At 64.6% G+C, this 21,324-nt stretch carries 18 protein-coding genes and 1 pseudogene; 10 read left to right on the top strand and 9 right to left on the bottom strand.

From position 1 onward, the window contains the following. Positions 1–49: 49 nt before the first annotated feature. The 6 genes and pseudogenes from ATB98_RS28725 to ATB98_RS04510 form a co-directional block, all read right to left on the bottom strand. A pseudogene (locus ATB98_RS28725) lies at positions 50–223 on the bottom strand (MFS transporter small subunit); the annotation flags it as partial. 223 nt (positions 224–446) lie between these two features. Next, the gene (locus ATB98_RS04530) at positions 447–1,319 is read right to left on the bottom strand and encodes a glycerophosphodiester phosphodiesterase (protein ID WP_066869687.1); all 873 of its coding nucleotides are present in this window, start codon (positions 1,317–1,319) and stop codon (positions 447–449) included. A gap of 50 nt (positions 1,320–1,369) precedes the next feature. Beyond that, positions 1,370–2,434 carry an ABC transporter ATP-binding protein gene (locus tag ATB98_RS04525; RefSeq protein ID WP_066869684.1) on the bottom strand — a complete coding sequence of 355 codons (1,065 nt, stop codon included), beginning with the start codon at positions 2,432–2,434 and terminating at the stop codon, positions 1,370–1,372. Positions 2,435–2,438: 4 nt separating this feature from the next. Then, complete coding sequence (locus tag ATB98_RS04520; RefSeq protein WP_066869681.1) at positions 2,439–3,506, bottom strand: carbohydrate ABC transporter permease; 1,068 nt, start codon at positions 3,504–3,506, stop codon at positions 2,439–2,441. A gap of 1 nt (position 3,507) precedes the next feature. Further along, positions 3,508–4,461, bottom strand: a complete 954-nt coding sequence (locus ATB98_RS04515) for a carbohydrate ABC transporter permease (RefSeq protein WP_066869677.1) — start codon at positions 4,459–4,461, stop codon at positions 3,508–3,510. Positions 4,462–4,534: 73 nt separating this feature from the next. Continuing rightward, entirely contained in the window at positions 4,535–5,905 is a 1,371-nt protein-coding gene (locus ATB98_RS04510; protein WP_066869674.1) for an ABC transporter substrate-binding protein, read from the bottom strand. A gap of 195 nt (positions 5,906–6,100) precedes the next feature. Between ATB98_RS04510 and ATB98_RS04505 the strand changes: the two genes are divergently transcribed. Next, entirely contained in the window at positions 6,101–6,910 is an 810-nt protein-coding gene (locus ATB98_RS04505; RefSeq protein WP_066869671.1) for a glycerophosphodiester phosphodiesterase, read from the top strand. Between the two features lie 126 nt (positions 6,911–7,036). Further along, complete coding sequence (locus ATB98_RS04500) at positions 7,037–8,551, top strand: sulfatase (RefSeq protein WP_066869668.1); 1,515 nt, start codon at positions 7,037–7,039, stop codon at positions 8,549–8,551. Positions 8,552–8,593: 42 nt separating this feature from the next. On the opposite strand, the gene ATB98_RS04495 is transcribed toward ATB98_RS04500, so the two are convergent. Both ATB98_RS04495 and ATB98_RS04490 read right to left on the bottom strand, forming a co-directional pair. Continuing rightward, a complete protein-coding gene (locus ATB98_RS04495; protein ID WP_066869665.1) occupies positions 8,594–9,319 on the bottom strand; it encodes a response regulator transcription factor in 726 nt (241 codons plus the stop codon). A 16-nt stretch (positions 9,320–9,335) separates the two neighbouring features. Beyond that, entirely contained in the window at positions 9,336–10,577 is a 1,242-nt protein-coding gene (locus tag ATB98_RS04490; RefSeq protein WP_066869662.1) for a GAF domain-containing sensor histidine kinase, read from the bottom strand. 277 nt (positions 10,578–10,854) lie between these two features. On the opposite strand from ATB98_RS04490, the gene ATB98_RS04485 reads away from it, so the two are divergent. The 8 genes from ATB98_RS04485 to ATB98_RS04450 all read left to right on the top strand — a co-directional run bounded on the left by ATB98_RS04485 (position 10,855) and on the right by ATB98_RS04450 (position 20,510). Further along, positions 10,855–11,871 carry an ABC transporter substrate-binding protein gene (locus ATB98_RS04485; protein WP_066869659.1) on the top strand — a complete coding sequence of 339 codons (1,017 nt, stop codon included), beginning with the start codon at positions 10,855–10,857 and terminating at the stop codon, positions 11,869–11,871. 82 nt (positions 11,872–11,953) lie between these two features. After that, positions 11,954–13,396, top strand: a complete 1,443-nt coding sequence (locus tag ATB98_RS04480; RefSeq protein WP_066869654.1) for a sugar ABC transporter ATP-binding protein — start codon at positions 11,954–11,956, stop codon at positions 13,394–13,396. After that, positions 13,393–14,340: an ABC transporter permease gene (locus ATB98_RS04475; protein WP_066869651.1), complete on the top strand. Its 948-nt coding sequence runs from the start codon at positions 13,393–13,395 to the stop codon at positions 14,338–14,340. The genes ATB98_RS04480 and ATB98_RS04475 overlap by 4 nt, the downstream gene beginning before the upstream one ends. Next, on the top strand, positions 14,337–15,284 hold the full coding sequence (locus tag ATB98_RS04470; protein WP_066869649.1) for an ABC transporter permease: 948 nt from the start codon (positions 14,337–14,339) through the stop codon (positions 15,282–15,284). The genes ATB98_RS04475 and ATB98_RS04470 overlap by 4 nt, the downstream gene beginning before the upstream one ends. Before the next feature lie 247 nt (positions 15,285–15,531). Further along, a complete protein-coding gene (locus tag ATB98_RS04465; RefSeq protein WP_066869647.1) occupies positions 15,532–16,443 on the top strand; it encodes an SMP-30/gluconolactonase/LRE family protein in 912 nt (303 codons plus the stop codon). A gap of 811 nt (positions 16,444–17,254) precedes the next feature. Then, entirely contained in the window at positions 17,255–18,151 is an 897-nt protein-coding gene (locus tag ATB98_RS04460) for a hypothetical protein (protein WP_066869644.1), read from the top strand. Positions 18,152–18,264: 113 nt separating this feature from the next. Beyond that, positions 18,265–19,659: a selenium-binding family protein gene (locus ATB98_RS04455; RefSeq protein WP_066869641.1), complete on the top strand. Its 1,395-nt coding sequence runs from the start codon at positions 18,265–18,267 to the stop codon at positions 19,657–19,659. 227 nt (positions 19,660–19,886) lie between these two features. After that, positions 19,887–20,510, top strand: coding sequence for a hypothetical protein (locus ATB98_RS04450; protein ID WP_066869639.1), 624 nt, complete (start codon positions 19,887–19,889; stop codon positions 20,508–20,510). Positions 20,511–20,520: 10 nt separating this feature from the next. On the opposite strand, the gene ATB98_RS04445 is transcribed toward ATB98_RS04450, so the two are convergent. Beyond that, a complete protein-coding gene (locus ATB98_RS04445) occupies positions 20,521–21,234 on the bottom strand; it encodes a glutathione S-transferase family protein (protein WP_066869636.1) in 714 nt (237 codons plus the stop codon). Between the last annotated feature and the right edge of the window lie 90 nt (positions 21,235–21,324).

Raw genomic sequence — 21,324 nt, 5'->3', positions numbered from 1 at the left:
TAGCGGGAATGACGACGGCTCCGAGCAGGAGCCGCCGCGCGATGGGCACTCAGAAGAGCGCCGCAGTCTTCTGCAGGGTCTCCCAAACGCCCCAGAGAATTGGGATCACAACCACGGCCCAGGCCAGCAAAACCGTACCGTCCAGGCGGTCTCGACCAATGCCGAACGAGCCGGTGGGCCCCGACTGGGCGGTGGCGGATTTCGCTTGCAATGCCGAGATTTCCTCCGGTTGTAGAATGCTCTAATCCGACGCGCTTCCGCTCGTTATTCGTAGATGTCGCCCCAATACCAGGCGCTTTGGGCGCCTGCGTCAGTCCTTTTTTGTTGGCGTACCCTCAAGCGGATTCGAAAACCATCCCTTGTGATTTTCGAAGATGCAAGTCAATCGGCCCGCTCTCTAACTCGGGCTGGCGGCGAGAGCGCCGTTGGGACGGCCTTGCCCACGCTCAAAGCGAGCTGATCAGGCGGAAGATCTCACCCGGCGCATCGGTGGTGATCTGGCGCACCTTCGCCTCCACCAGCGTGCGCAGAATTGAATCGGTGATGTCGCGGCCCGGATTGACGGTCCAGGCGTCGGTCTCGATGCCGAGGTCGAGGAGGCGCCGGACGAGCGGGAAGCCCTGGTTTTCCGCTGCAACGACGGCATCGAAGCGGAGATAGGCGAGGCTCACGCTCACGCCGGTGCTGTGCCGCTCGATGTGGCGCAGCAGCCGTTCCGGATCGCGCAGGTCGGGCCGGCGGGACGCGGCGAGCATCGGGTCGTAACCGAGCCGGGCCGCGGGAATGGCGGCGGAGAGGCGGCGTGCATCGTCCAGATAATGGGAACCGATGACGATCGCCTCCTCGATCCCCGCGACGGCGGCGGCCGCATCGGCAATGGCGCTATCGGGAAGCCCCTGTCCTTCGAGGAGCTTGAGGTCGAGCTGAAGGCTGGCCGAGACCGCTCGCGGCAGCTTTCGCAGCGGAGCCACGAGTTCGGCGAGCGAGAGGACCGGTGCGTCGGGATCGGCGGCCCCCCTGGCGTCCCGGTGGAAGAGCCCGCTCATCGACGCGATCGGCATGCGGGAAGCGCGGCCGCGCCCCGTCGTCGACGGGCCGAGCGTCGCATCGTGGAGAACGGCGAAGCGCCCGTCGGCGGTCGCGAGTATGTCGACCTCGAGGCTCGCGCCGAGCCGCCAGCCGAGGGCGAGGTTCGAGCGCTTGAAGGGCGCCTCGGCGAGGTGCCTGCGCAGTTTGTGCCACTTGAGCCGGACAGGCCCATGCGGACCCTCGACTGCCACCGGCGTTTCGGGCCCGCCGCTCGTCTCGAATGCTGTCATCCGCGCCTGTCCTCTCCGCCTTCAGAAAAGGGCGGCTTTCGCTTGCCTTGTCAATCCGGCGCGCGGACATGGGCGCCCGCAATGAGCTTCTGCCGCTCCGTCTCGAACACAAGCGAGTTTTCCGGCAGGAAACTGACCTTTACCTCTTCGCCCGTCGAATGCCCGGCGGACGACCCCTGCTCCAGAACGCGAACGGCGCCCATGCCGGTTTCGACGACATAGAGGATTTCGCGGCCCATCGGCTCGATCTGCGCGATACGGCCGGGGAAGCCGGTGTCTGCGAAGCGGAGGTGCTCCGGCCTCAGCCCGACGGTGAGCCGACCCGACGCGCCCTCGACCGGAAATCGGGCCCCGTTCACCGCGACCATGCCGCCCTCGGCGTCGCCGGCGATGAGGTTGATCGGCGGCGAGCCGATGAAGCCGGCGACGAACAGGCTCGACGGCCTGAGGTAGAGGTCGTCCGGCGTCCCGACCTGCTCGATCCGGCCGGCGCGCATGCAGATGATGCGATCGGCCATCGTCGTTGCCTCGATCTGGTCATGGGTGACGAGGAGTGTCGTGACGCCGAGCTGGGCGTGGAGGGACTTGATCTCGGTGCGCATGGAAAGGCGAAGCGAGGCATCGAGATTGGAGAGCGGCTCGTCGAGGAGCAGGAGCTCAGGCTCCTTCACCAGGGCGCGGGCAAGCGCCACGCGCTGCTGCTGGCCGCCGGATAGCTCGCCGGGGCGACGGTCCAGGAGTTCCTCGACCCGGACAAGCTCGGCAACGGCCTTCACCCGGGCGAGCGCCTCGTCGCGCGGCGTTTTCTTGAAGCGCAGCGGGAAGAGGATGTTGTCGCGCACGCTCATGTGCGGGTAGAGCGCGTAGGATTGGAAGACGATGCCGACATTGCGGTCGCGCGCCTCCACCTCGTTGACGACGCGGCCGTCGAAGAGGAGTTCGCCGCCGCTCGGCAGATAGATGCCGGCGAGCATGAAGAGGCTCGTCGACTTGCCGCAGCCGGAGGGGCCGAGAAGGGCGACGAACTCGCCGTCGTCGATGACGAGGTTCATGTCGGGGATCACATCGACGGCGCCGAAGCGTTTCACCACGTGCCGGAATTCGATCTTCGCCATCGCCTCAGCCCTTCACGCCGCCGATCGACATCTGCATGAGATAGCGTTGCGCGGCCATGTAGAGGATGAGACTCGGGACGAGATAGAAGACGCCGACCGCGGAGACGACGCCGTAGTCGACGCCCATCACATCGTCGCGCACCCAGTACATGTAGAGGCTCATCGTCCAGTTGCTGTTTCGGATCAGGAAGGTGAACACGAAAATATATTCCTCCCAGCCGCGGATGAAGGTGAAGACCGCGATGGCGAGGATGCCGTTCCTGACCTGCGGTAGCACAACGCTCACGAATGCCTGCCGCCGTGACGCGCCGTCGGTCAGCGCGCTCATCTCGATGTCCCACGGCACCGCGTCGAAGAAGCCCTTCATGATGAAGATCGCGAAGGGCAGCTCGAAGGCGACGAGCACGAGGATGACGCCGAAAAGCGTGTCGAGAAGCCCGATCCAGTAGAGCATCAGGAACATCGGCACGATCAGCGTCAGCACCGGGAAGGCGTGGAGCACCAGGAGCGAGCGCAGCATCGCCGAGCGCCCGGGGAAGTGGAAGCGCGACAGGTAGTAGGCGGCCAGTGAGGCGACGGTGACGACGATGGCGGTCTGCGCGCCGGCGATCAGGATCGAATTGGCGAAGGCGTGCCAGACATTAGGAAACTGGACCGCGCCTCGGACTTCGCCCACCCGCGACCGCACCACCGAGGCGAAGTCCGGTTCCCAGAGGAAAATGAAATTGCCGAGGTGCAGGTCGGGCCCGACCAGCAGCGCGAAGGCGAGGCTGGCGATGACGGCGACTGCCGTAATGCCGGTCCACAGCTGCCGCCGGCTTTGCGCGAGCGCGGCCGTGAGCCAGAAGGCGATGACGGCGGGCACCACCACGCCCATCGAGCGCCACAGGACCGCCGTCTCGGCAACGCCGGTCCGGGCCGAGAAGGCGATCGTGACGAGCCAGAAATAGGGAAGGATGATCGGCAGCGACACGGCGATCAGGAAGGCATAGAGGACTGCCGCCTTGCTGCGCCGGACGAGGCGCGCCCGCGCGGCCAGTGCATCCCAATCGGCGGTCGCCGGCGCCACCATCTCACTGCACCTCGATGCGTGGGCGCTGCAGCAGGCGCTCCATGTCGAAGAAGCGCCAGCCGATGAGCGCGACGACGACGCCGATGACGATCAGGAAAAGCGCCAGCGCGGCCCCGTAGCCGTATTGGCCGCTCTCGAAGGCGCGGCGGTACACGTAGAGCGCATAGACGGTCGTGTCGTAGAACGGACCGCCCTTGGTGAGGAGCAGGATATATTCGAAGCTGACCAGCAGCGACAGCGTCTGGTAGATCGTCACGAAGCTGATCGGCCAGCGCAGCGCCGGCAGGGTGATGAAGCGGATCGTTGCGAATGTCCCGGCGCCGTCGACTGCCGCGGCATGGAAAAGGTGCTCGGGTATGCCGCGGATGGCGGCGGTGAAGATGATCATCCCCATCGAAGCGCCGATGAAGCCGTTCGAGATGATGATGAGCGCGATCGGCGCCGAGGTCAGAAGATCGAGCGGCGCGTCGAGGCCGAACACCTGCATGAGGACCTGGTTGACGAGGCCTGCTTCCGTCGGGCTCACCGCCCAGAGCCAGAGCAAGATGTAAAGGACCGACGGGCTCATCCTCGGCAGCAGCCACACCCCCCGGAAGAAGCTTCCGGATACGTTCCTGATCGCCGTGGTCGTGATGGCGAGGATCAGGCCGAAGGTGACGTTGAAGATCGCCAGCGTGCCGAAGACATAGATGAAGGTCAGTCCGATGACCTGCGACAACCGGCGATCGGTTCGAAAGACCTTCTCGTACTGCTCGGTGGTGAATTCGGTGATGCGCAGCGACCGGCTGAGGTCGGTGAACGATACCGCGATATCGATGATGACGGGCACGACGAAGAAGAGGACCGTCAGCACGATTGCCGGGCCGAGAAAGATCACGGAGTTCGCACGCCTGCGCGTCGCCGACCCCGCATGGCCGCGCCGCTCGATCATGAGTTCATCCGCTGTCGTCGTCATCGTTCGGCTCGCACGCGCGGACGTCTTGCGACCATCAGCCTTCCGCCGGGCCGATGGTCGCAACCGACCGGACCTATTTGACGATCACGTCCTCGAGGGTGGACGACGCCTCCTCGACGACGAAATCGGCTGCCTGCTCGGCCGTCAGCCGTCCCGATTCAATGCCCTGGATTCCGGCAAAGATGATGCCGTTGAGCTCGCCGAACTGCGAGTTGTTCGGCAGGAACTTGGTGATCTTGAGCATTTCGGTTGCCCTGGCGAGCGGCCAGGCGTCGGCGTAACGCTTGTCTTCGAGTTGCTCGGGCTTAATGCCGAGATGTGTCGTCGTGACCGCGTGATCGGTGTTGAGGTCGGCGGCCGAAGCGTGGCCGATGAGGCGAACGGCGAGTTCCGGCTCCTTCGTGTCGGCGGCGATCGCATAGACGATCGGATGGGTCAGACTGACCGGCGCGCCGCCCTTCTCAGGCGCCGGACCGGCGATCCAGCCCCAGTCCGCGAAGAACGCCTTCTCATCCTGCGGCAGTCCGTAGGTCGGGAAGGCGACGCTGCCGAGATCCCAGATGCCGTACATCCAGAACGCGGCATTGCCGGTGTAGAATTCCTTGCGCAGCGCATCGAATTCCATCGCCGTGTTGTTGGCCGGGATGACCCCGTCCTTCACCCCGCGCTCGAACCAGCCGAAGGCGGCAGCGAGCTTGTCGCGTTCGAGGAGCAGTTTTCCGCTTTGCGGATCGACGAAGTCGTTGCCGTAGGCGTTGAAGACCATGATGTAGTCCGGTCCCTTGTTCGGCCGGTGAAGCACGCCGTATTGGGCTTTCGTCTTGTCGACGACCTGCTTGGCGATATCGAGCACCTCGTCCATCGTCAGGTCGCCGGACAAGGTCCGCTCCGGCATGGCATCGATGAAGGCGGCGTCGTAGCCCGCTTCTCGCAGGAGCTTCTTGTTGTAGAAGAACATCCTCGCTTCGGCGTCCTGCGGGATCGCATAGGTGCCGTCCGGGCATTTCGCCGACGACCAGAGCGACGGAAAGATCGTGCCGAAGTGCTGAGGGTACTTGGCGATGTAGTCGTCGAGCTTGAGGACGAAGCCGTCCTCGTGGAACGCGCAGACCCATTCGTGCGCGGCGATGAAAATATCCGGGCCTTCGCCGATGCCGAAGACCTTGAGAAGTTGCAGCGCGTCGTCGTCGAAGCCCTTGGCGGGGCTCTCGCGCACGGCAACCTCGACGCGCTTGGGCGAGCCTTCCGCCTCGAGCTCCTTGTTCAGCCGCTCGGCGGCCTTGACCACGTTGCCCGGGCGCAGCGGCCCCGATGGGTCCTGGCGTGACCAGAGTTCGAGCTTCACGGTTTCTTGCGCGAACAGCGGTGTCGCTGCGATGAATGCTACGATGCCCGCCAGAGTTGCAGTGAGAAGCGCAGCAGTTCCAAATCTCCAGTGAATCATGGTGATTTCCTCCCGTCGCGGCACGCTTTTGATCGCGCCGTCATTGATTGTTGCAATGCTGCAACAGAGAATTATGAATGCGCTTTGGGGAATGTCCAGCTATGAATTCGGGGGAGATGCGCAGCGGCGTTGCTCGCCGCTCAGCAAACGCCCCGGCTGGCAGGCCAGCCGCGTTGAGACGATGGAGGATCGACGATGGCATTCAGCTTTCTTGCCCGCGAAGCGGGACGCGTCCATGTCTGCGGCCATCGCGGTTACAGCCTGCATTTCCCGGAGAATACCTTGCCAGCACTCGAGGCGGCCAAGGCTGCGGGCGCCACCACCGTCGAGATCGACGTGGTGCTGACGGCGGACGGCGAGCCGGTCATTCTGCACGACCTCAGCGTCGACAGGACGACGGACGGACACGGATTTGCGGCAGACCTCAGCCTTGAAGAGATCCGCGGGCTGGATGCGGGGGTTCGGTTCCATCCCGCTTTCGCCGGAACGAAGATACCGACCGTCGCCGAGGCGCTCGATTGGGCGGAGGCGGGCGACATGGGGGTCGTGCTCGAGATCAAGGAGGCGGAGCGGCCGGACATGGCCGTCGATCGCGTGGCGGCCTTGCTGCAAGCAACAGGCACCGGTGACCGGGTCATCGTCATCGGCTTCGACCACGTCATGCTGAAGCGCGCGGGCGAGCGTCATCCGGGTCTCAGGACCGAGGCCATCACCCACGCCCGCCACGCCGACCTCATCGGGGTGTTGAGGGCGTGCCGCGCGAGCTCCGCCTCGATCGAGCTCGACATGTTCCACCCCGACGATGCGAGGGCGCTCCATGAGGCGGGCCTCGGCAACCGCGTGCACGTACCGCGTCCGGACGTGCTCGCCGAATACTGGCGGGGCGGGCGCGATCCCTTGCCGGACCTCGTGCAATGGATTGCCCACGGCCTTATCGACACGATCTCGGGCGATGACGTGCCGTTCATCGCCATGCTCGTCAAGCGTGCCGGCCGCGCCGGCTGAGGTCTTGATCGTCTTCCCGGGCGGCAATCCGAAATCCGGTTGCGGCCGGGTTCGTTTCGGCGACAATGGGCGGCGGTGTAAACAAGGCTACGCCGCGATCGGCAGCCCTGAAGGGGGGACAGCCCGATGAAGGCCGTCTTCGTCCTGTTTGATTCACTCAACCGGCACCTGCTCGCCCCTTATGGCGGAACGCGGGTGGCGACGCCCAATTTCGCCCGGCTGGCCGAGCGCAGCGCAACGTTCGAGCGGCATTATGTCGGCAGTCTCCCCTGCATGCCGGCGCGCCGCGACATGCAGACCGGACGGCTGAGCTTTCTCCACAGGAGCTGGGGACCGCTCGAGCCTTTCGACAATTCCTTTCCCGAGCTTTTGCACCAAGCCGGCACGTACAGCCATCTCGTCACCGACCATTTCCACTATTTCGAAGACGGCGGCGCGACCTATCACACCCGCTATGACAGTTACGAGTTCATCCGCGGGCAGGAGGGCGACCCCTGGAAGGCGATGGTGCAGCCGCCATGGGAGCGCCTGAGCCAGATGTATCACGAGCGGCAGTTCAGCCGGTCGGCACGCGACAAGTTTCGCCGCAACATCGTGAACCGCGAGTTCATCAGGGACGAGAGCGAATTCCCGTCGGTGCGCTGCTTCGCCGCCGGGCTGGACTTCCTCGAACAGAATCGGACGGCCGACGACTGGCTGCTGCAGATCGAGACCTTCGACCCGCATGAACCCTTCACCGCGCCCGAGCGATTTCGCGAGAAGTTCACGACCGGCTGGAACGGTCCGGTTCGCGACTGGCCGCGCTACGGCCGCGTCGACGAGCTGCCGGAAGAATGCGAGGAACTGCGGGCCAATTACTATGCGGTCGTCGCGCTTTGCGACTTTCTCCTCGGACAGCTTCTCGACCATTTCGACCGGCACGACCTTTGGCGCGACACGGCGCTCGTGGTCACCACCGACCACGGCTTTTTGCTCGGCGAGCACGATTTCTGGGCGAAGAACCGGATGAACATGTACGAGGAGATCGTGCATATCCCGCTCTTCCTCCACGATCCGCGCCGGCCGACAAGCGCCGGCGTCCGGCGGTCGGCGCTGACCCAGACGATCGATCTCGCGGCGACATTCCTCGACCTCTACGACGTGCCGGCCGTTGCCGAGATGGAGGGGCATTCGCTCCTGCCGCTCCTCGATGCCGAACGCCCGCTGCGGCAGGGCGCGCTGTTCGGTTATTTCGGCGGTGCGATCAACGTGACGGACGGACGCTATACCTATCACCGCTTCCCGCCCGACCCTCGCGCGCAGGAGCTTTATCAATACACACTGATGCCGACCCATATCTGGGAACCGTTCACCCCGGAGGAACTGGCCGGAGCCGCGCTTGCGCGGCCGATGCCGTTCACCAAGGGCGTGCCGGTCCTCAAGATACCGGTGATCGAGCGGTCGCCCATGTTCGACAACTACGGTCCCGGTGCGCTTATCGAGAGTGAAACGCGGCTCTACGATCTCGCCGATGATCCAGGACAGAGCAGGCCGCTTTCCTCCCCGGAGGTCGAGGAGGCCATGACGCGCCTCATGCGGGAGCTCATGCATGCCAATGACGCTCCTCCGGAAGCTTACGCGCGCATCGCGATTGATCCCTAAGCGCTGCTCATCGCGAGGGGACGCCTACCCGGGCAGTTCAGTTCACTTCTGTTCCTTCAGCCAGTCTTGCAGCTCGGCTTCGGCCTTTTCCAGAGCGCTGTAGTTCAACAGCTTGCGCAGGAACGCGACGGTAACGGCGCGGGCGCGAAGATTGAATCTGCTGTCGAGAGGGTCTTCGGCAACGGCCTGGTAGACGTCCAGCTTGTCGTAGAGCTGCTGCAACCGGTTCTGAACGCTGCGCAGCGACAGGCTTCGGCGCTTCGCGATTGCCCGGTCCGTCAGGCCGAGCGCGATATCAACGAGGATCTCGTATTCGGAATCGGTGAAGCTGTTGGCGCGGCCGATACTTTTCTGCTGCAGGCCGCGTACTTCGCGGTCGATCACGCATTGGCTTTCGATGAAAATCGAGCGGAGCGCCAGCTTCAGCCTTTCGTCGGAAGCGGACTTCAGCACGTAGCCGTAGGCGGCTCCATCCGGAACGATGCGCGAGACGCCGCGCACATATGCCTCGTCGGAATAGTTCGACCAGAAGAGGATGCGCGTGTCCGGACGCTCCTTCCAGATGGTGCGGGCCGCCTCGATGCCGTTGCGGCTCGCCATCTGCAGGTCCATGACGATATGTGCGGATTTATGCTCGCGGGCGAGCTGCTCGCCGGCAACGCCGTTTTCCGCCTCGATGACGGTGTCGCATTCGGGCAGGGCCGAACAGACCGCCTCATGCAGGTATGAGCGGTGAAGCGGGTCGTCCTCCACGATCAGGATCTTCATCGGCTGTCTCCCCACCTCATTGCCGGGCCTCCGCGTCCGGCGCGGACTGCCCGAGCGGCAGCACGACGCTGACCGTCGTGCCGCGATTGTTGCGCCCCGGCCCGATCGCGAACCTTGCCGAGATGAGCCGCGCGCGCGTCTTCATATTGTCGATGCCGCCGCCGAGGCGTCCACGCGCCCTCGCAAGGCCGCGTCCGTCGTCCGCTATTTCGATCGCAAGTTGACTGGCCTGGACCCGGAGCCGGACCGTGATCGCCATCGGCTGGGCGTGGCGAACCGCGTTGTTGATCGCCTCCTGGGCGATGCGGAACAGCGCGACGCTCACCGTCGGCTCCAAGCCGTCGAGCGCCCCAGCCGTCTCGTCGGCGAGCGCCCACTCGATCGGCATGGCGCTGTCGCGCACCGACCGGTCGAGATGGTTCTCCACCGCCTGGGCGAGACCGAAGAGCTGCAGGACCGAGGGTTTCGCTTGCTCGATGATCTGCCTGAGATCCTGCATGCAGTGGTGCAGGCCGCGCGAGACGGGCTCGAGCGCCTCGCCGCTCAGTTCCCCCGATCGGGCCAGCCGGTCGATGCGGCGCGACAGACGCGTGAGATCGGCGAGCGTCTGATCATGGAGGTCCATGCCGATGCGCTGACGCTCCTGCTCGAGCGCTTCGGTCAACTTCAGCGCTCCCTGCCGCAAGCCCTCCTCGCGCGCCCGCGCTTCCGCCTCGACGATCGCCGATTGCTGGGCCTGCTCGGCGGAGCGGAGCGCGAAGAAATAGGGCGCCAGGAGGTCGGCGATGATGCGTGCCCGCGCGACGTCCTCCATGGTGTATATCCCCGGGGTCTGCGACGAACAGCTGAGCGCGGCGATGATCGTGCCCTGAACCTTCATCGGCACGTGCAGGCGGCTGCGCAGCGACTGCTCGATGATCGGCCGCTTGAAGGCGCCCTCGAAATGGAAGCGCGCATCATTGATGGCATCGTCGGTGAGCAGGTAATCCACCTCGCCCCAAAGAAGGGAGCGTATCGGACTGTTGACGACCGGCGTCGAGGCGACATTTCCCCAGGCGGTATCCATGCCGGTCTCGTAGGCGGTATGGTAGTTGCCGTCCACCATGAGAATGCAGACGTCGAGGTGATCGTGCGGGATGATGTGCGCTATCTCTGCCGCGACTGCGCGGATCGCCGAGCGGAAGTCGAGCTGGCCGGCGAGCAGCCGGGATATGCCAAGATAGTGATCGACCGTCGCGGCCGGCGCCATGTGCGGCATGTCCGCAATTCCTCCCCGATCGCTCTCGTCTCCTCCGATGCGGCGACCGCCGCCTCCATTAAGCGCCGGGCGGCGCGTCCGCGTCCTGCATAAACCCGCAGGCGATTGTGCAAGACCCCGCAAACGTCTTGCCGTATGCCGTCTATACAGGCTGGCAATTCTCCCTCATCCTGCCCTTACTGAGAGGAGGAAGCTCAGTGCAAGAACTATTTTCGGCCGTCCGCAGCCAGCACGGCCGATGAAGCGATCCGACCGGGGGATCCAGAGGGAGGAAATCATGACATTCCGTAAGATGCTTCTGGCGTCAGTGGCCATCGCATGCGCCGCGATACCGGCTTCGGCCCTAGCCGACACGTCAGGCAAGAAGATCGCGCTTTCCAACAACTATGCCGGAAACTCCTGGCGCCAGGCAATGCTGACGAGCTGGGAAAAGGTTACCGGCGAGGCGGTCAAGGCCGGTGTCGTGGCCGCTGCCGATGCCTTCACCACGGCGGAAAACCAGGCGACCGAGCAGGCCGCGCAGATCCAGAACATGATCCTGCAGGGCTATGACGCGATCGTCCTCAACGCCGCCTCGCCGACGGCCCTGAACGGTGCGGTCAAGGAGGCCTGCGACGCCGGAATCACCGTCGTCTCCTTCGACGGCATCGTGACCGAGCCCTGCGCCTGGCGGATTGCCGTCGACTTCAAGGAAATGGGCCGCAGCCAGGTCGAATATCTGTCCAAGAAGCTGCCGAACGGCGGCAATCTGCTCGAGATCCGCGGCCTCGCCGGCGTCTTCGTCGACGACGAGATTTCCGCCGGCATCCATGAGGGGGTGAAGCAGTTCCCGCAGTTCAAGATCGTCGGTTCGGTCCATGGCGACTGGGCGCAGGACGTCGCCCAGAAGGCGGTTGCCGGTGTCCTGCCGAGCCTCCCCGAGGTCATCGGCGTCGTGACCCAAGGCGGCGACGGCTACGGTGCGGCCCAGGCGATCGCGGCCGCAAAGCGACCGATGCCGGTCATTGTCATGGGCAACCGCGAGGACGAGCTGAAGTGGTGGAAGGAGCAGAAGGACGCGAACGGATACGAGACGATGTCGGTTTCCATCGCGCCCGGCGTCTCGACGCTCGCCTTCTGGGTCGCCCAGCAGATCCTCGACGGCAAGGAGGTCAAGAAGGACCTGGTCGTGCCGTTCCTGCGCATCGATCAGGACAACCTTGAACAGAACCTGGCCAACACCCAGGCCGGCGGCGTCGCGAACGTCGAATACACGCAGGCCGATGCGATCAAGGTGATCGAATCCGCGAAATGATGCCTCCCGGCCCGTCGCGCGGCCCTCTAGCGCCGCGCGACGGTTCTCGCAATCAGCAAGACAGCAGCAATGACGGGTGGAAATGCCGAAGGCGATAATCGAGGTTGCTGACGCCAAGGTGAGTTTCGGGGCGGTCAAGGCGCTCGACGGCGTGACGCTCGCCATTGCGCCCGGCGAATGCGTGGGGCTCGTCGGCCATAACGGCGCCGGCAAATCGACGATCGTCAGCGTCATCAACGGCGGCCTGGCGCCGCATCAGGGCAGTATTGCAAGCGACGGCGAGGTGCTCGCGCGCTACGGCATCAACGCCGCGCGTTCACGCGGCGTGCGCTGCGTTTTCCAGGAGCTGTCGCTTTGCCCCAATCTCACAGTCGTCGAGAACACGCGGATCCTCCACCGTCACCTCGGTGGCCTCGGATGGCGCCGACGCGCGAAGCAGGTGATCGAGCAAAGCCTCGACGCGATCTTTCCCGGACATGATATCAACACCGACCGGACCGTCGGCGACCTCTCGATCGCCGAACGGCAGATGGTCGAGATCGCCATGGCATTCTCGGACGCCGGCATAGCGCCGCGCCTCATCATCCTCGACGAACCGACGTCCTCACTCGACGCGAGCCTCGCCGAGCAGATGTTGGCCCACGTCCGGCGATTTGTCGCAAGCGGCGGTTCGGTCATCCTGATTTCGCATATCCTCCATGAGATCCTGACGACGGCGAGCCGGATCGTGGTCATGAAGGACGGGCGCATTGTCGCCGAACGACCGGCCGCCGCCTGGACCGAGCATGGCCTGGTCGAGGCGATGGGCAGCGTCGTCAAGGGCGAGGCGCACCGGCGCGCGATGCGCGATCTCGCCGACGCGCCGGTTGCCATCGAGCATGTCGGTCGCGGCACGCCCTTCCGTGCCAGGCGCGGCGAGATCGTCGGCCTTGCCGGCCTCGCTGGACATGGCCAGACGGAGATGCTGATGAGGCTACATGCGGCAAGCAGCGCCGACTGGCTGCCACGCCGCGACCCGGCCGTGACCTTCGTCGCCGGGGACCGGCGCCTCAACGGCATCTTCGAACTCTGGAGCATCCTGAAGAATCTCTCCGTCGCCGCGCTCGGCGATCTTGCGCAGCACGGCGTCGTCAAGGGCGATGCGGAAGCGGAGCGTGCCGGGGAGTGGAAGCGCCGCATCGAAATTCGCACGCCGGACATGGCGAGCCACATCCTGTCGCTTTCCGGCGGCAATCAGCAGAAGGTGTTGTTTGCGAGAGCCCTCTCGACGCGCGCGCCGGTGGTGCTGATGGACGACCCAATGCGCGGCGTCGACGTCGGCACCAAGCAAGAGGTTTACGAGATCATCCGCCAGGAGGCCGCCCGTGGCCGGACCTTCGTCTGGTATTCGACCGAAATGGAGGAAGTCTGCCTCTGCGATCGCGTCTATGTCTTCCGGGAGGGAGCGATCGCTGCAGAGCTTCAGGGCGACGCCGTCACCGAGGAGAACATTCTTGCCGCGTCCTTCGCAGGGTTGGCAGCATGAGGCGCACACTTTCCGCCGATGCGATGCGGTTGGCAATTCCGGCTCTTTCCCTGACGATCCTGCTTGCAGCAGTCTTCTGGCTGCAGCCGCGGGCGATGAGCTATGTCGGGCTCAACCTGCTCTTCAATCTCGCCGTTCCGATCGCGCTCGCGACCATCGCCCAGATGCTCATCATGTCGGTGAACGACCTCGATCTCTCGATGGGCACCTTCGTGAGCTTCGTCGCCTGCGTCACGGCGACCTTCCTGCGCGAGGCGCCGCTCGTCGGAATGCTCATCCTCTTCGGTGTGGTCGTCGTCTATGCCGGCCTCGGCGTCGTCATTCATCTGCGCAACCTGCCCTCGATCGTCGTCTCGCTTGGAATGAGCTTCGTCTGGGCGGGGCTTGCCGTTCTCCTGCTGCCGGCCCCTGGCGGCCAGGCGCCGGATTGGGTGCGGGCGCTGATGACGATGAAACCGCCCGTCGCTCCGATGGCGATCGTTGCCAGCATCCTTATCGCCATCGTCGCGCATTTCGTCGTCATGCGTTCCTCGCTCGGCGTGCTCATCCGCGGCGTCGGCGGCAACCAGCGTTCAGTCGAGCGGGCCGGCTGGTCGGTGGTGGGCGCGCGAGCCGCTGCCTATGGGCTCGCCGGCGTCTTCGCAGTTCTGGCGGGCGTCGCGCTGGTCGGTCTCACGACGTCGGCGGATGCGAACATCGCGCTCCGCTACACGCTGCTTTCGATCGCGGGCGTGATCCTTGGCGGTGGCGAGTTCATCGGCGGGCGCGTCTCGCCGATCGGGGCGGTGATCGGGGCGCTGACGCTGACGCTCGCCGGTTCGTTCCTGTCCTTCCTGCGCATCTCGCCCGACTGGCAGATCGGCGCGCAGGGCGCGATCCTCATCATCGTCTTGGCGCTGCGCCTGCTGCTCAACCGCCTGGAAAAGCGGGAGAAGCGGCGATGAGGTTGCTTGATCGCATTTCACGCAGGCCCTGGATATGGTCGTGGTTCGCGGCGTTCCTGGCCTGGTTCGCGACCATCGTCACCGGCGGCGCCAGCACGCTCGGCCTCTCGCAGGCCGCGCTGACCTTCGCCGCCTTCTCGATCATCGTCGGCATCGGCCAGATGTTCGTCATCACGCTCGGCCCCGGGAATATCGACCTGTCGGTTCCCTCCACCATGACGCTCGCCGGCACGGTCGCGCTGAAGCTCATGGATGTCGACAACGCCATGATCCTGCCGGGGCTCATGATCGCGGTCCTGATCGGGATCGCGGTCGGCGTGTTCAACTACGCGCTCATCAAGGCACTGCGCATCCCGCCGATCATCGCGACGCTGTCGATGAGCTTCATCATTCAATCGGCGGCAATCTGGACCAATCGCGGCCTGCGCATCAAGCCCCCGAGCGTCCTGGCGGATTTCACGACGGCCACGACGCTCGGCGTCCCGAACGTCTCCCTGGTGGCGCTGGTCATTTCCGTCTGCGCCTGGTTCCTGCTTGAAAAGACCATCTACGGGCGCTGGATCTCGGCGATCGGACAGAGCATGCCGGCGGCGCGGATGGCGGGCATTCCGGTCGACGGCACCCGCTTCGTGACCTATCTTTTCTGCGCCGTGCTCGCCGCGCTCGCCGGTTATCTGCTCGCCTGCTTCTCGGGCGGGGCTGCCCTCAACATGGGGACAGAATATCTGCTGATGTCGATCGCTGTCGTGGTCCTCGGCGGTACGGCGGTCGCGGGCGGCGACTCGAATGTGCCCGGCATATGGGGCGCGTCGCTCTTCATGTTCCTCGTCGTCTCCATGCTCAATACCTACGGCCTCGGCGCAGGCATCCGCCTGATCATGACAGGGCTCATCATCATCAGCGTCATCATGCTCGCGGGCGGCCGTCAGCCCGGCGCGCGGTAGGAGTCGACGTGAGATCGCGCTACCTACCCCCTCTGGCCTGCCGGCCATCGGCCCCACAAGCGGGGAGACGAGATGTGGCACCGCATTCGCCTCGTTTGGACGCCCCGCTTAAAGCAGCGCTTCGGCAGGAGCGAGGAGCCCGCCGCCCGGGTTCTCCCCTCTTTTCGGCCCTTTTGCGGGGGGAGGTGGCGGGCAGGCCAGAGGGCGTCTACCCTCCCACTCTTCCAAACATCAGAAAGCATTTCACATGGCCAGGAACCCGATCTATCAGATTCACGACCCGCGTTTCATTCGCTTGATCGTCGGCAGCGCCCGTCTCGAAGAGCTCTATTCCGGCTGCCGCTGGGCCGAGGGGCCGGTCTGGTTCAGCGATGCCAACCAGCTCGTCTGGAGCGACATTCCGAACCAGCGCATGCTGCGCTGGGCCCCGGAGGGTGGCGTCTCCGTCTATCGCCAGCCGTCAAACTTCGCCAACGGCAACACGCGAGACCGGCAGGGGCGCCTGGTTTCCTGCGAGCACGGCAGCCGACGGGTAACCCGCACTGAGATCGACGGCTCGATAACCGTGCTCGCCGAAAGCTATCATGGCAAGCGGTTGAATTCGCCCAACGATGTCGTCGTCCGTTCGGACGATACGATCTGGTTCACCGACCCGACTTACGGCATTCTTTCCGACTACGAAGGCTATCGGGCGGAGCCGGAGCAGGCGAGCCGGAACGTCTATCGGCTGAAACCGCAAACCGGCGAACTCGACGCCGTCGTCACGGACTTCAACCAGCCGAACGGCCTTGCCTTCTCGCCTGACGAGAAGATCCTCTATGTTGCCGACTCCGGTGCGAGCCATGACGACAGCCTGCCGCGCCATATCCGCGCCTTCGACGTCGTCGCCGCAGGGCTTGCCAATGGACGCGTCTTCGCAACGATCGACAACGGCATTCCGGACGGGATCCGCACCGACGTCAATGGAAATCTATGGTCGAGCGCCGGGGACGGCGTCCACTGCTTCGCCCCCGACGGTACGCTCATTGGCAAGATCCTCGTGCCGCAGACCGTCGCGAACCTCACCTTCGGCGGTCCGAGCCGCAACCGCCTCTTTATCGCCGCGACGAATTCACTTTATTCGCTCTATGTCGCCGCCACCGGGGCGCAAGTGCCCTGACAGAAATGCGCGAGGCCCGGGCGAAGCATGGGCGAACCATTTGGGCTAACCCGGAGGGAGTACGAGGCGGGCTTCGTTCTCGATGCGTTGCTTTGCCGTTCGTAATTACTTGAGCCGTTGTTTGCATAGGACGCGAAATTGCAGACGGGCATCCCGTAGCCGATCCCCCTTTGTTCATCACCCGTGCCGCATCAGGAACTCTTCGGCCGTCAACGCGCGGAAGTCGTCGAGCGCTACGCTGAGCCTGTCGTCCGCCTGGACGGATTCTGCCATTTACGCGATGGATGAGCCGGCACGTCACACGTCCCGCATGCCGAGCGGGACTCGAAAGAAGCCCGGATCGCTGTGATCCGGGCTCAGTCATGTCCAAACTGTATCTGTTGCAACATAGAGCATCGGCACAGCAATACTTCTCCCCTTGCCAAAACAGCAAGTTCCATGGGCAATTCGGGGAAGATGTGTCGTCGCAGTAATGATATTATCCCAAAGTCTTATAGAAACAATTAAAAATAAGGGGCTCTGCATTCATCATACTTTTACGCGCATTCGTCTCGACGCGGCGGTAAGCTCCCTCGAGGGCTCGGACCGCCGGCGGCAAGAGGCGCAGTGACATCGCCGCTGACGCTGCGCCTGAACATCATTCGTTCCCGACGGATATTGCCCGAAGGCTAGAAGGGCGGGTTCCGCCGCGCCCGGCTGCCGCGAGTTCGCGGCGGGGTGACCTCGCAGATTATCTCGCATGCGGGGGACGAACCATCTCCGCGCGACGAGCGTTTTGGGTCCAAGGTAGCGTGTTGGAGCGGCCCGGATCATGGAGGATCTGAAGCAAGGATCGGCCCGCAAGGGGGAGGAACGGCCCGGCGCCTTCGCGGCGTTTCCCTATGACAGGATGACCGTCGAGCGCTTCAGGGAAGCCTTCCCGCGGGCCAGGTGGGACGAGGACCGCCGTAGCTGGTTCGTGCCGGGGAAAGCGGCTCGCCGGCGGGTGGAACGCTGGTTGGCGCGCGAGGCCGAGCTTCAGGATGTGCATGGCGATGCCAAGGGCCGCGACGCCTATGCCTTCGATCCGATTGCGAGCCCCTATCTGGAGGTCGGCGACGACCTGCGCGTCCGAACGCCCTACTCGAGAACCGTGCTCGAGCAGATGCGCGCCATTCCATGGGCGCGCTGGGACGAGGAGCTGGGCATTTGGCGTGTGCCGTTCCGGTCCTACGAGGAACTGCGGCGGCGCTGGCAGACGATCGAAAGGGCGGCACGACGGAGCGAACCCGAAGCAAGGAAAAGGCATCGCCAGGAAAAGAAGGGCTCGGAGGAGGAAAAGGTCGAGCGCCTGCGCGCGGCCGAACGCCGGCGTCGCCGCTATCCGCTCGCGGCCGAAGACCTGCCGCCGCTCGACCGGCCCGTCGCGACACATCAATACGGCATTGTCGTCTTCACGGAAATATCCGGCGAGATCGTCGAGCCGTGCTCCATGTCGGATATCTACCCTCATACGCGTGAGGCCCAATCGGATTTTGTCTGGGGAACCTGGCGCACGCCGACGCTGGCTGAGCTGGTGGCGACCTGGCCCGCCAGGCACGAAGCGGCGCTGCACGACCATTTCCGCGGCTGGTGGCAGCCGACGCTCGCGGAACTCAGAACCGCCCGCCGGAATGCACGCTCCCTGGAGCGTCGCAGGCAAATGCGGGAGCGTCACCGCTCTTTCTGATCCTCGGTTCGGCAGTCAAATGCGGCAAGCGCGCCGCATTTCCGACGACTTTTTGCCGCATCTCTCAACGCTGCATCAGGACCACGCATCTCTTCGCATGGGGGAGAAACGAAATGGCGACGTGGCGACCCGATCCTTCCTTCTATCCATCTCCGCGAATGGCAGCAAAGGCTCCGAGGGAGACGCTCGCCTATGTCGCCGCCTTCGACCCCGACCGGCAGCGCCCGGACGCGATCGCCGTCGTCGACGTCGATCCGGCTTCGGCGAGCTATTCCCGGATCGTCGGTCAGGTGGACATGCCGAATGTCGGCGACGAGCTCCATCATTTCGGCTGGAACGCCTGCTCGTCATGCCTCTGCCCCAATGCGCCGCATCCGCATGTCGAGCGCCGCTATCTCGTCGTGCCGGGCTTGCGGTCGTCGCGGCTCCACATCATCGATACCAAGCCGGACCCGCGGAAGCCCGAGATCGTCCGCGTCATCGAGCCCCAGGAGATCGCCGAGAGGGCTAATTACTCGCGCCTGCACACGATCCATTGCGGACCGGAGGGCATTTACGTCAACGCGCTCGCCGACCGCGAGGGCAATGCGCCGGGCGGCATCTTCCTGCTCGACCACGACAGCTTCGACGTGCTCGGCCAATGGGAGATGGATCGCGGGCCGCAGAAGCTCGCCTATGATTTCTGGTGGCATCTCGGCCATGACACGATGATCACCAGCGAATGGGGCACGCCGGACACGTTCGAGAACGGCCTCGTGCCCGAAGTGCTGCTCGGTTCGCGCTATGGCCGCCGGCTGCATTTCTGGGATCTCCACAAGCGCAAGCATGTGCAGGAGATCGACCTCGGCGAGGAGCACCAGCTCGTCTTCGAATTGCGCCCGGCTCACGATCCGACCAAGGCTTATGGCTTCGTAGGTTGCGTCATCTGCCTCAAGGACCTCTCGGCGTCGATCTGGACCTGGTACCGCGACGGCAGCCAATGGGTGGTGAAGAAGGTGATCGAGATCCCGGCGGAGCCTGCCGATCCGGATCTGTTGCCGCCGGTTCTCAAAGGCTTCAAGGCGGTACCGCCGCTCGTCACCGACATCGATCTGTCGATGGACGACCGCTTCCTCTACGTCTCCTGCTGGGGCACCGGCGACATGATCCAGTACGACGTTTCCGATCCGCTCGCGCCGAAGGAGGCCGGCCGCGTCAGGATCGGCGGGATCGTTGCCCGCGCGACGCATCCGAAGGCGACGAACGGCGCGCTCAATGGCGGGCCGCAGATGGTGGAGATCAGCCGCGACGGCAAGCGGGTCTATTTCACAAATTCGCTCTACGGCGCCATCGACCCGCAATTCTACCCCGAGGGGATCGACGGCTGGATGGTGAAGCTCGACGTCGGCGACAATGGCGGCATTGCCTTCGACGAGAATTTCTTCATCGACTGGCCGAAGAGCCACCGGCCGCATCAGGTCCGCCTGGAAGGCGGCGATTGCTCCTCTGACTCTTACTGCTATCCTTGAGAGCCGCGGGGTTCTTTGAAGGGGTGATGTGAGGCAGGCGTCCGCCCTTCATCCGGCCTACCGGCCACCTTCTCCCCGCGGGCGGGGCGAAGGGACTCGCGGCGCCGCCTTGGTCCCCTCTCACCGCGTGCGGGGAGAGGGCTAGGGTGAGGGGCAGCCGTCCTTCCCGCGTGTTTAACGGCCGACTGCGAATGAGGAGAGCGGACCGTGCGGCCGCACATGAGCAAATGACGAACGTCTGGCCGTGGCTCTCGCTTGCCGGCCTCGGCGCGTTCCATGGCGCCAACCCGGCGATGGGGTGGCTCTTTGCCGTGGCGCTCGGCCTTCACCGGCAAAGCGCGCGGGTCGTCTGCCTGTCGCTGGTGCCGATCGCGATCGGCCATGCGGTTTCGATCGCGATTGTTCTGGCCGCGGTCGTCGCCTTCGGCACGGTCGTGGATTTGCGGAGCCTGCAGCTCGTCGCCGCCGTGCTGATCCTCGGGCTTGCCGGCTATTATGGCCTCTACGGCCATCGCCACCGGGTCAGGGTCGGCATGCGGACCGGCATGGCGGGTCTGGCGCTCTGGTCCTTTCTGATGGCGACGAGCCACGGCGCGGGGCTGATGCTCGTGCCCGCGGTCCTGAGCCTCTGCCTCGCCGATATCGCCGTCGCGGGGATGGCCAACTCGCTTGCGCTCTCGCTCGCCGCGGTCGTCGTGCACACCGGCGCCATGCTTGCCGTGATCGCGGCGATCGCGCTCGTGGTCTTTGGCTGGCTCGGCCTTGCGGCGCTGCGGTCCACATGGATCAACTTCGATCGCCTCTGGACGCTCGCCCTCGGCGCGACCGGCATCGTGCTCCTTGTTTCGTGAGCCCATCCGCTCAGGCGGTGCCGGTCAGTTCCTCCTGCCTCTGGGCCTTAACATAGTCGATATAGCCGCGCACATCCGCGGCGGGCTCGGAATAGGCGGTGCCGAGCGCTTGCTCGATCGCCGCCAAATACGTCGTCGCCCAGGCCGGCAGCGGATAATCGATCACCTCGAGAAACTCGAGCGTCGCGGCGAGCCTTATGTCGGCGATCGATGGTTTGTCGCCGCCGATGAAGTGCTTGTCGCCCACATAGAATTTGTGGAAGACCTCGAGCTGTTCGGCGAGCGCGTCCGCGGCGGCCTTGCGGGCCTGCTCCTTGGCGTCGTGGTCGGCATCGCTATAGCCGACTTCGCCCGGATATTGCGGGAAGTTGAGGAAAGGGTAGGTGGCGCGCGCGAGGTGAGGATAGAACGTGCCGATCAGGTAGAACATGGCGCTGTCGATCATCGCGCGCCTCTCGGGATCCTTCGGATAGAAGTCGTCGAGCCCGTGCTTGTTGCAGAGATACTGCATGATCGCGCAGCTTTCCCAGAGCGCGCCCCGGGGAAGGTCCGGCGTCTCGATCATCGGCGTCAGATGCGAGGGGCAGCGCGCGAGGTATTCGGCGGTGCGCGTCTGCCCGTAGACGTCGTGCTCGCTGAAATCGAGCTTCGCCGCCCTCAGGAACACCCGCACCGTCATGTTGTTGACGCTGGGCTTGATGACGTTGAGCTTGATCTTCGTCATGGAATCGTCCTCCTAGCAGGCTGCTGAAAATCGTGTTGCGTTACCGCAAGCCATCGCGGTGGGTGCGATTTTTTGGCGGATTTCGGCAGG

Origin of the sequence: Sinorhizobium saheli (genome assembly GCF_001651875.1) — a bacterium.
GTDB classification, from domain to species: Bacteria; Pseudomonadota; Alphaproteobacteria; order Rhizobiales; family Rhizobiaceae; genus Sinorhizobium; species Sinorhizobium saheli.
The sequence above is the reverse complement of the archived record's forward strand: the minus strand, read 5'-3'. Positions and strand labels throughout refer to the sequence as shown.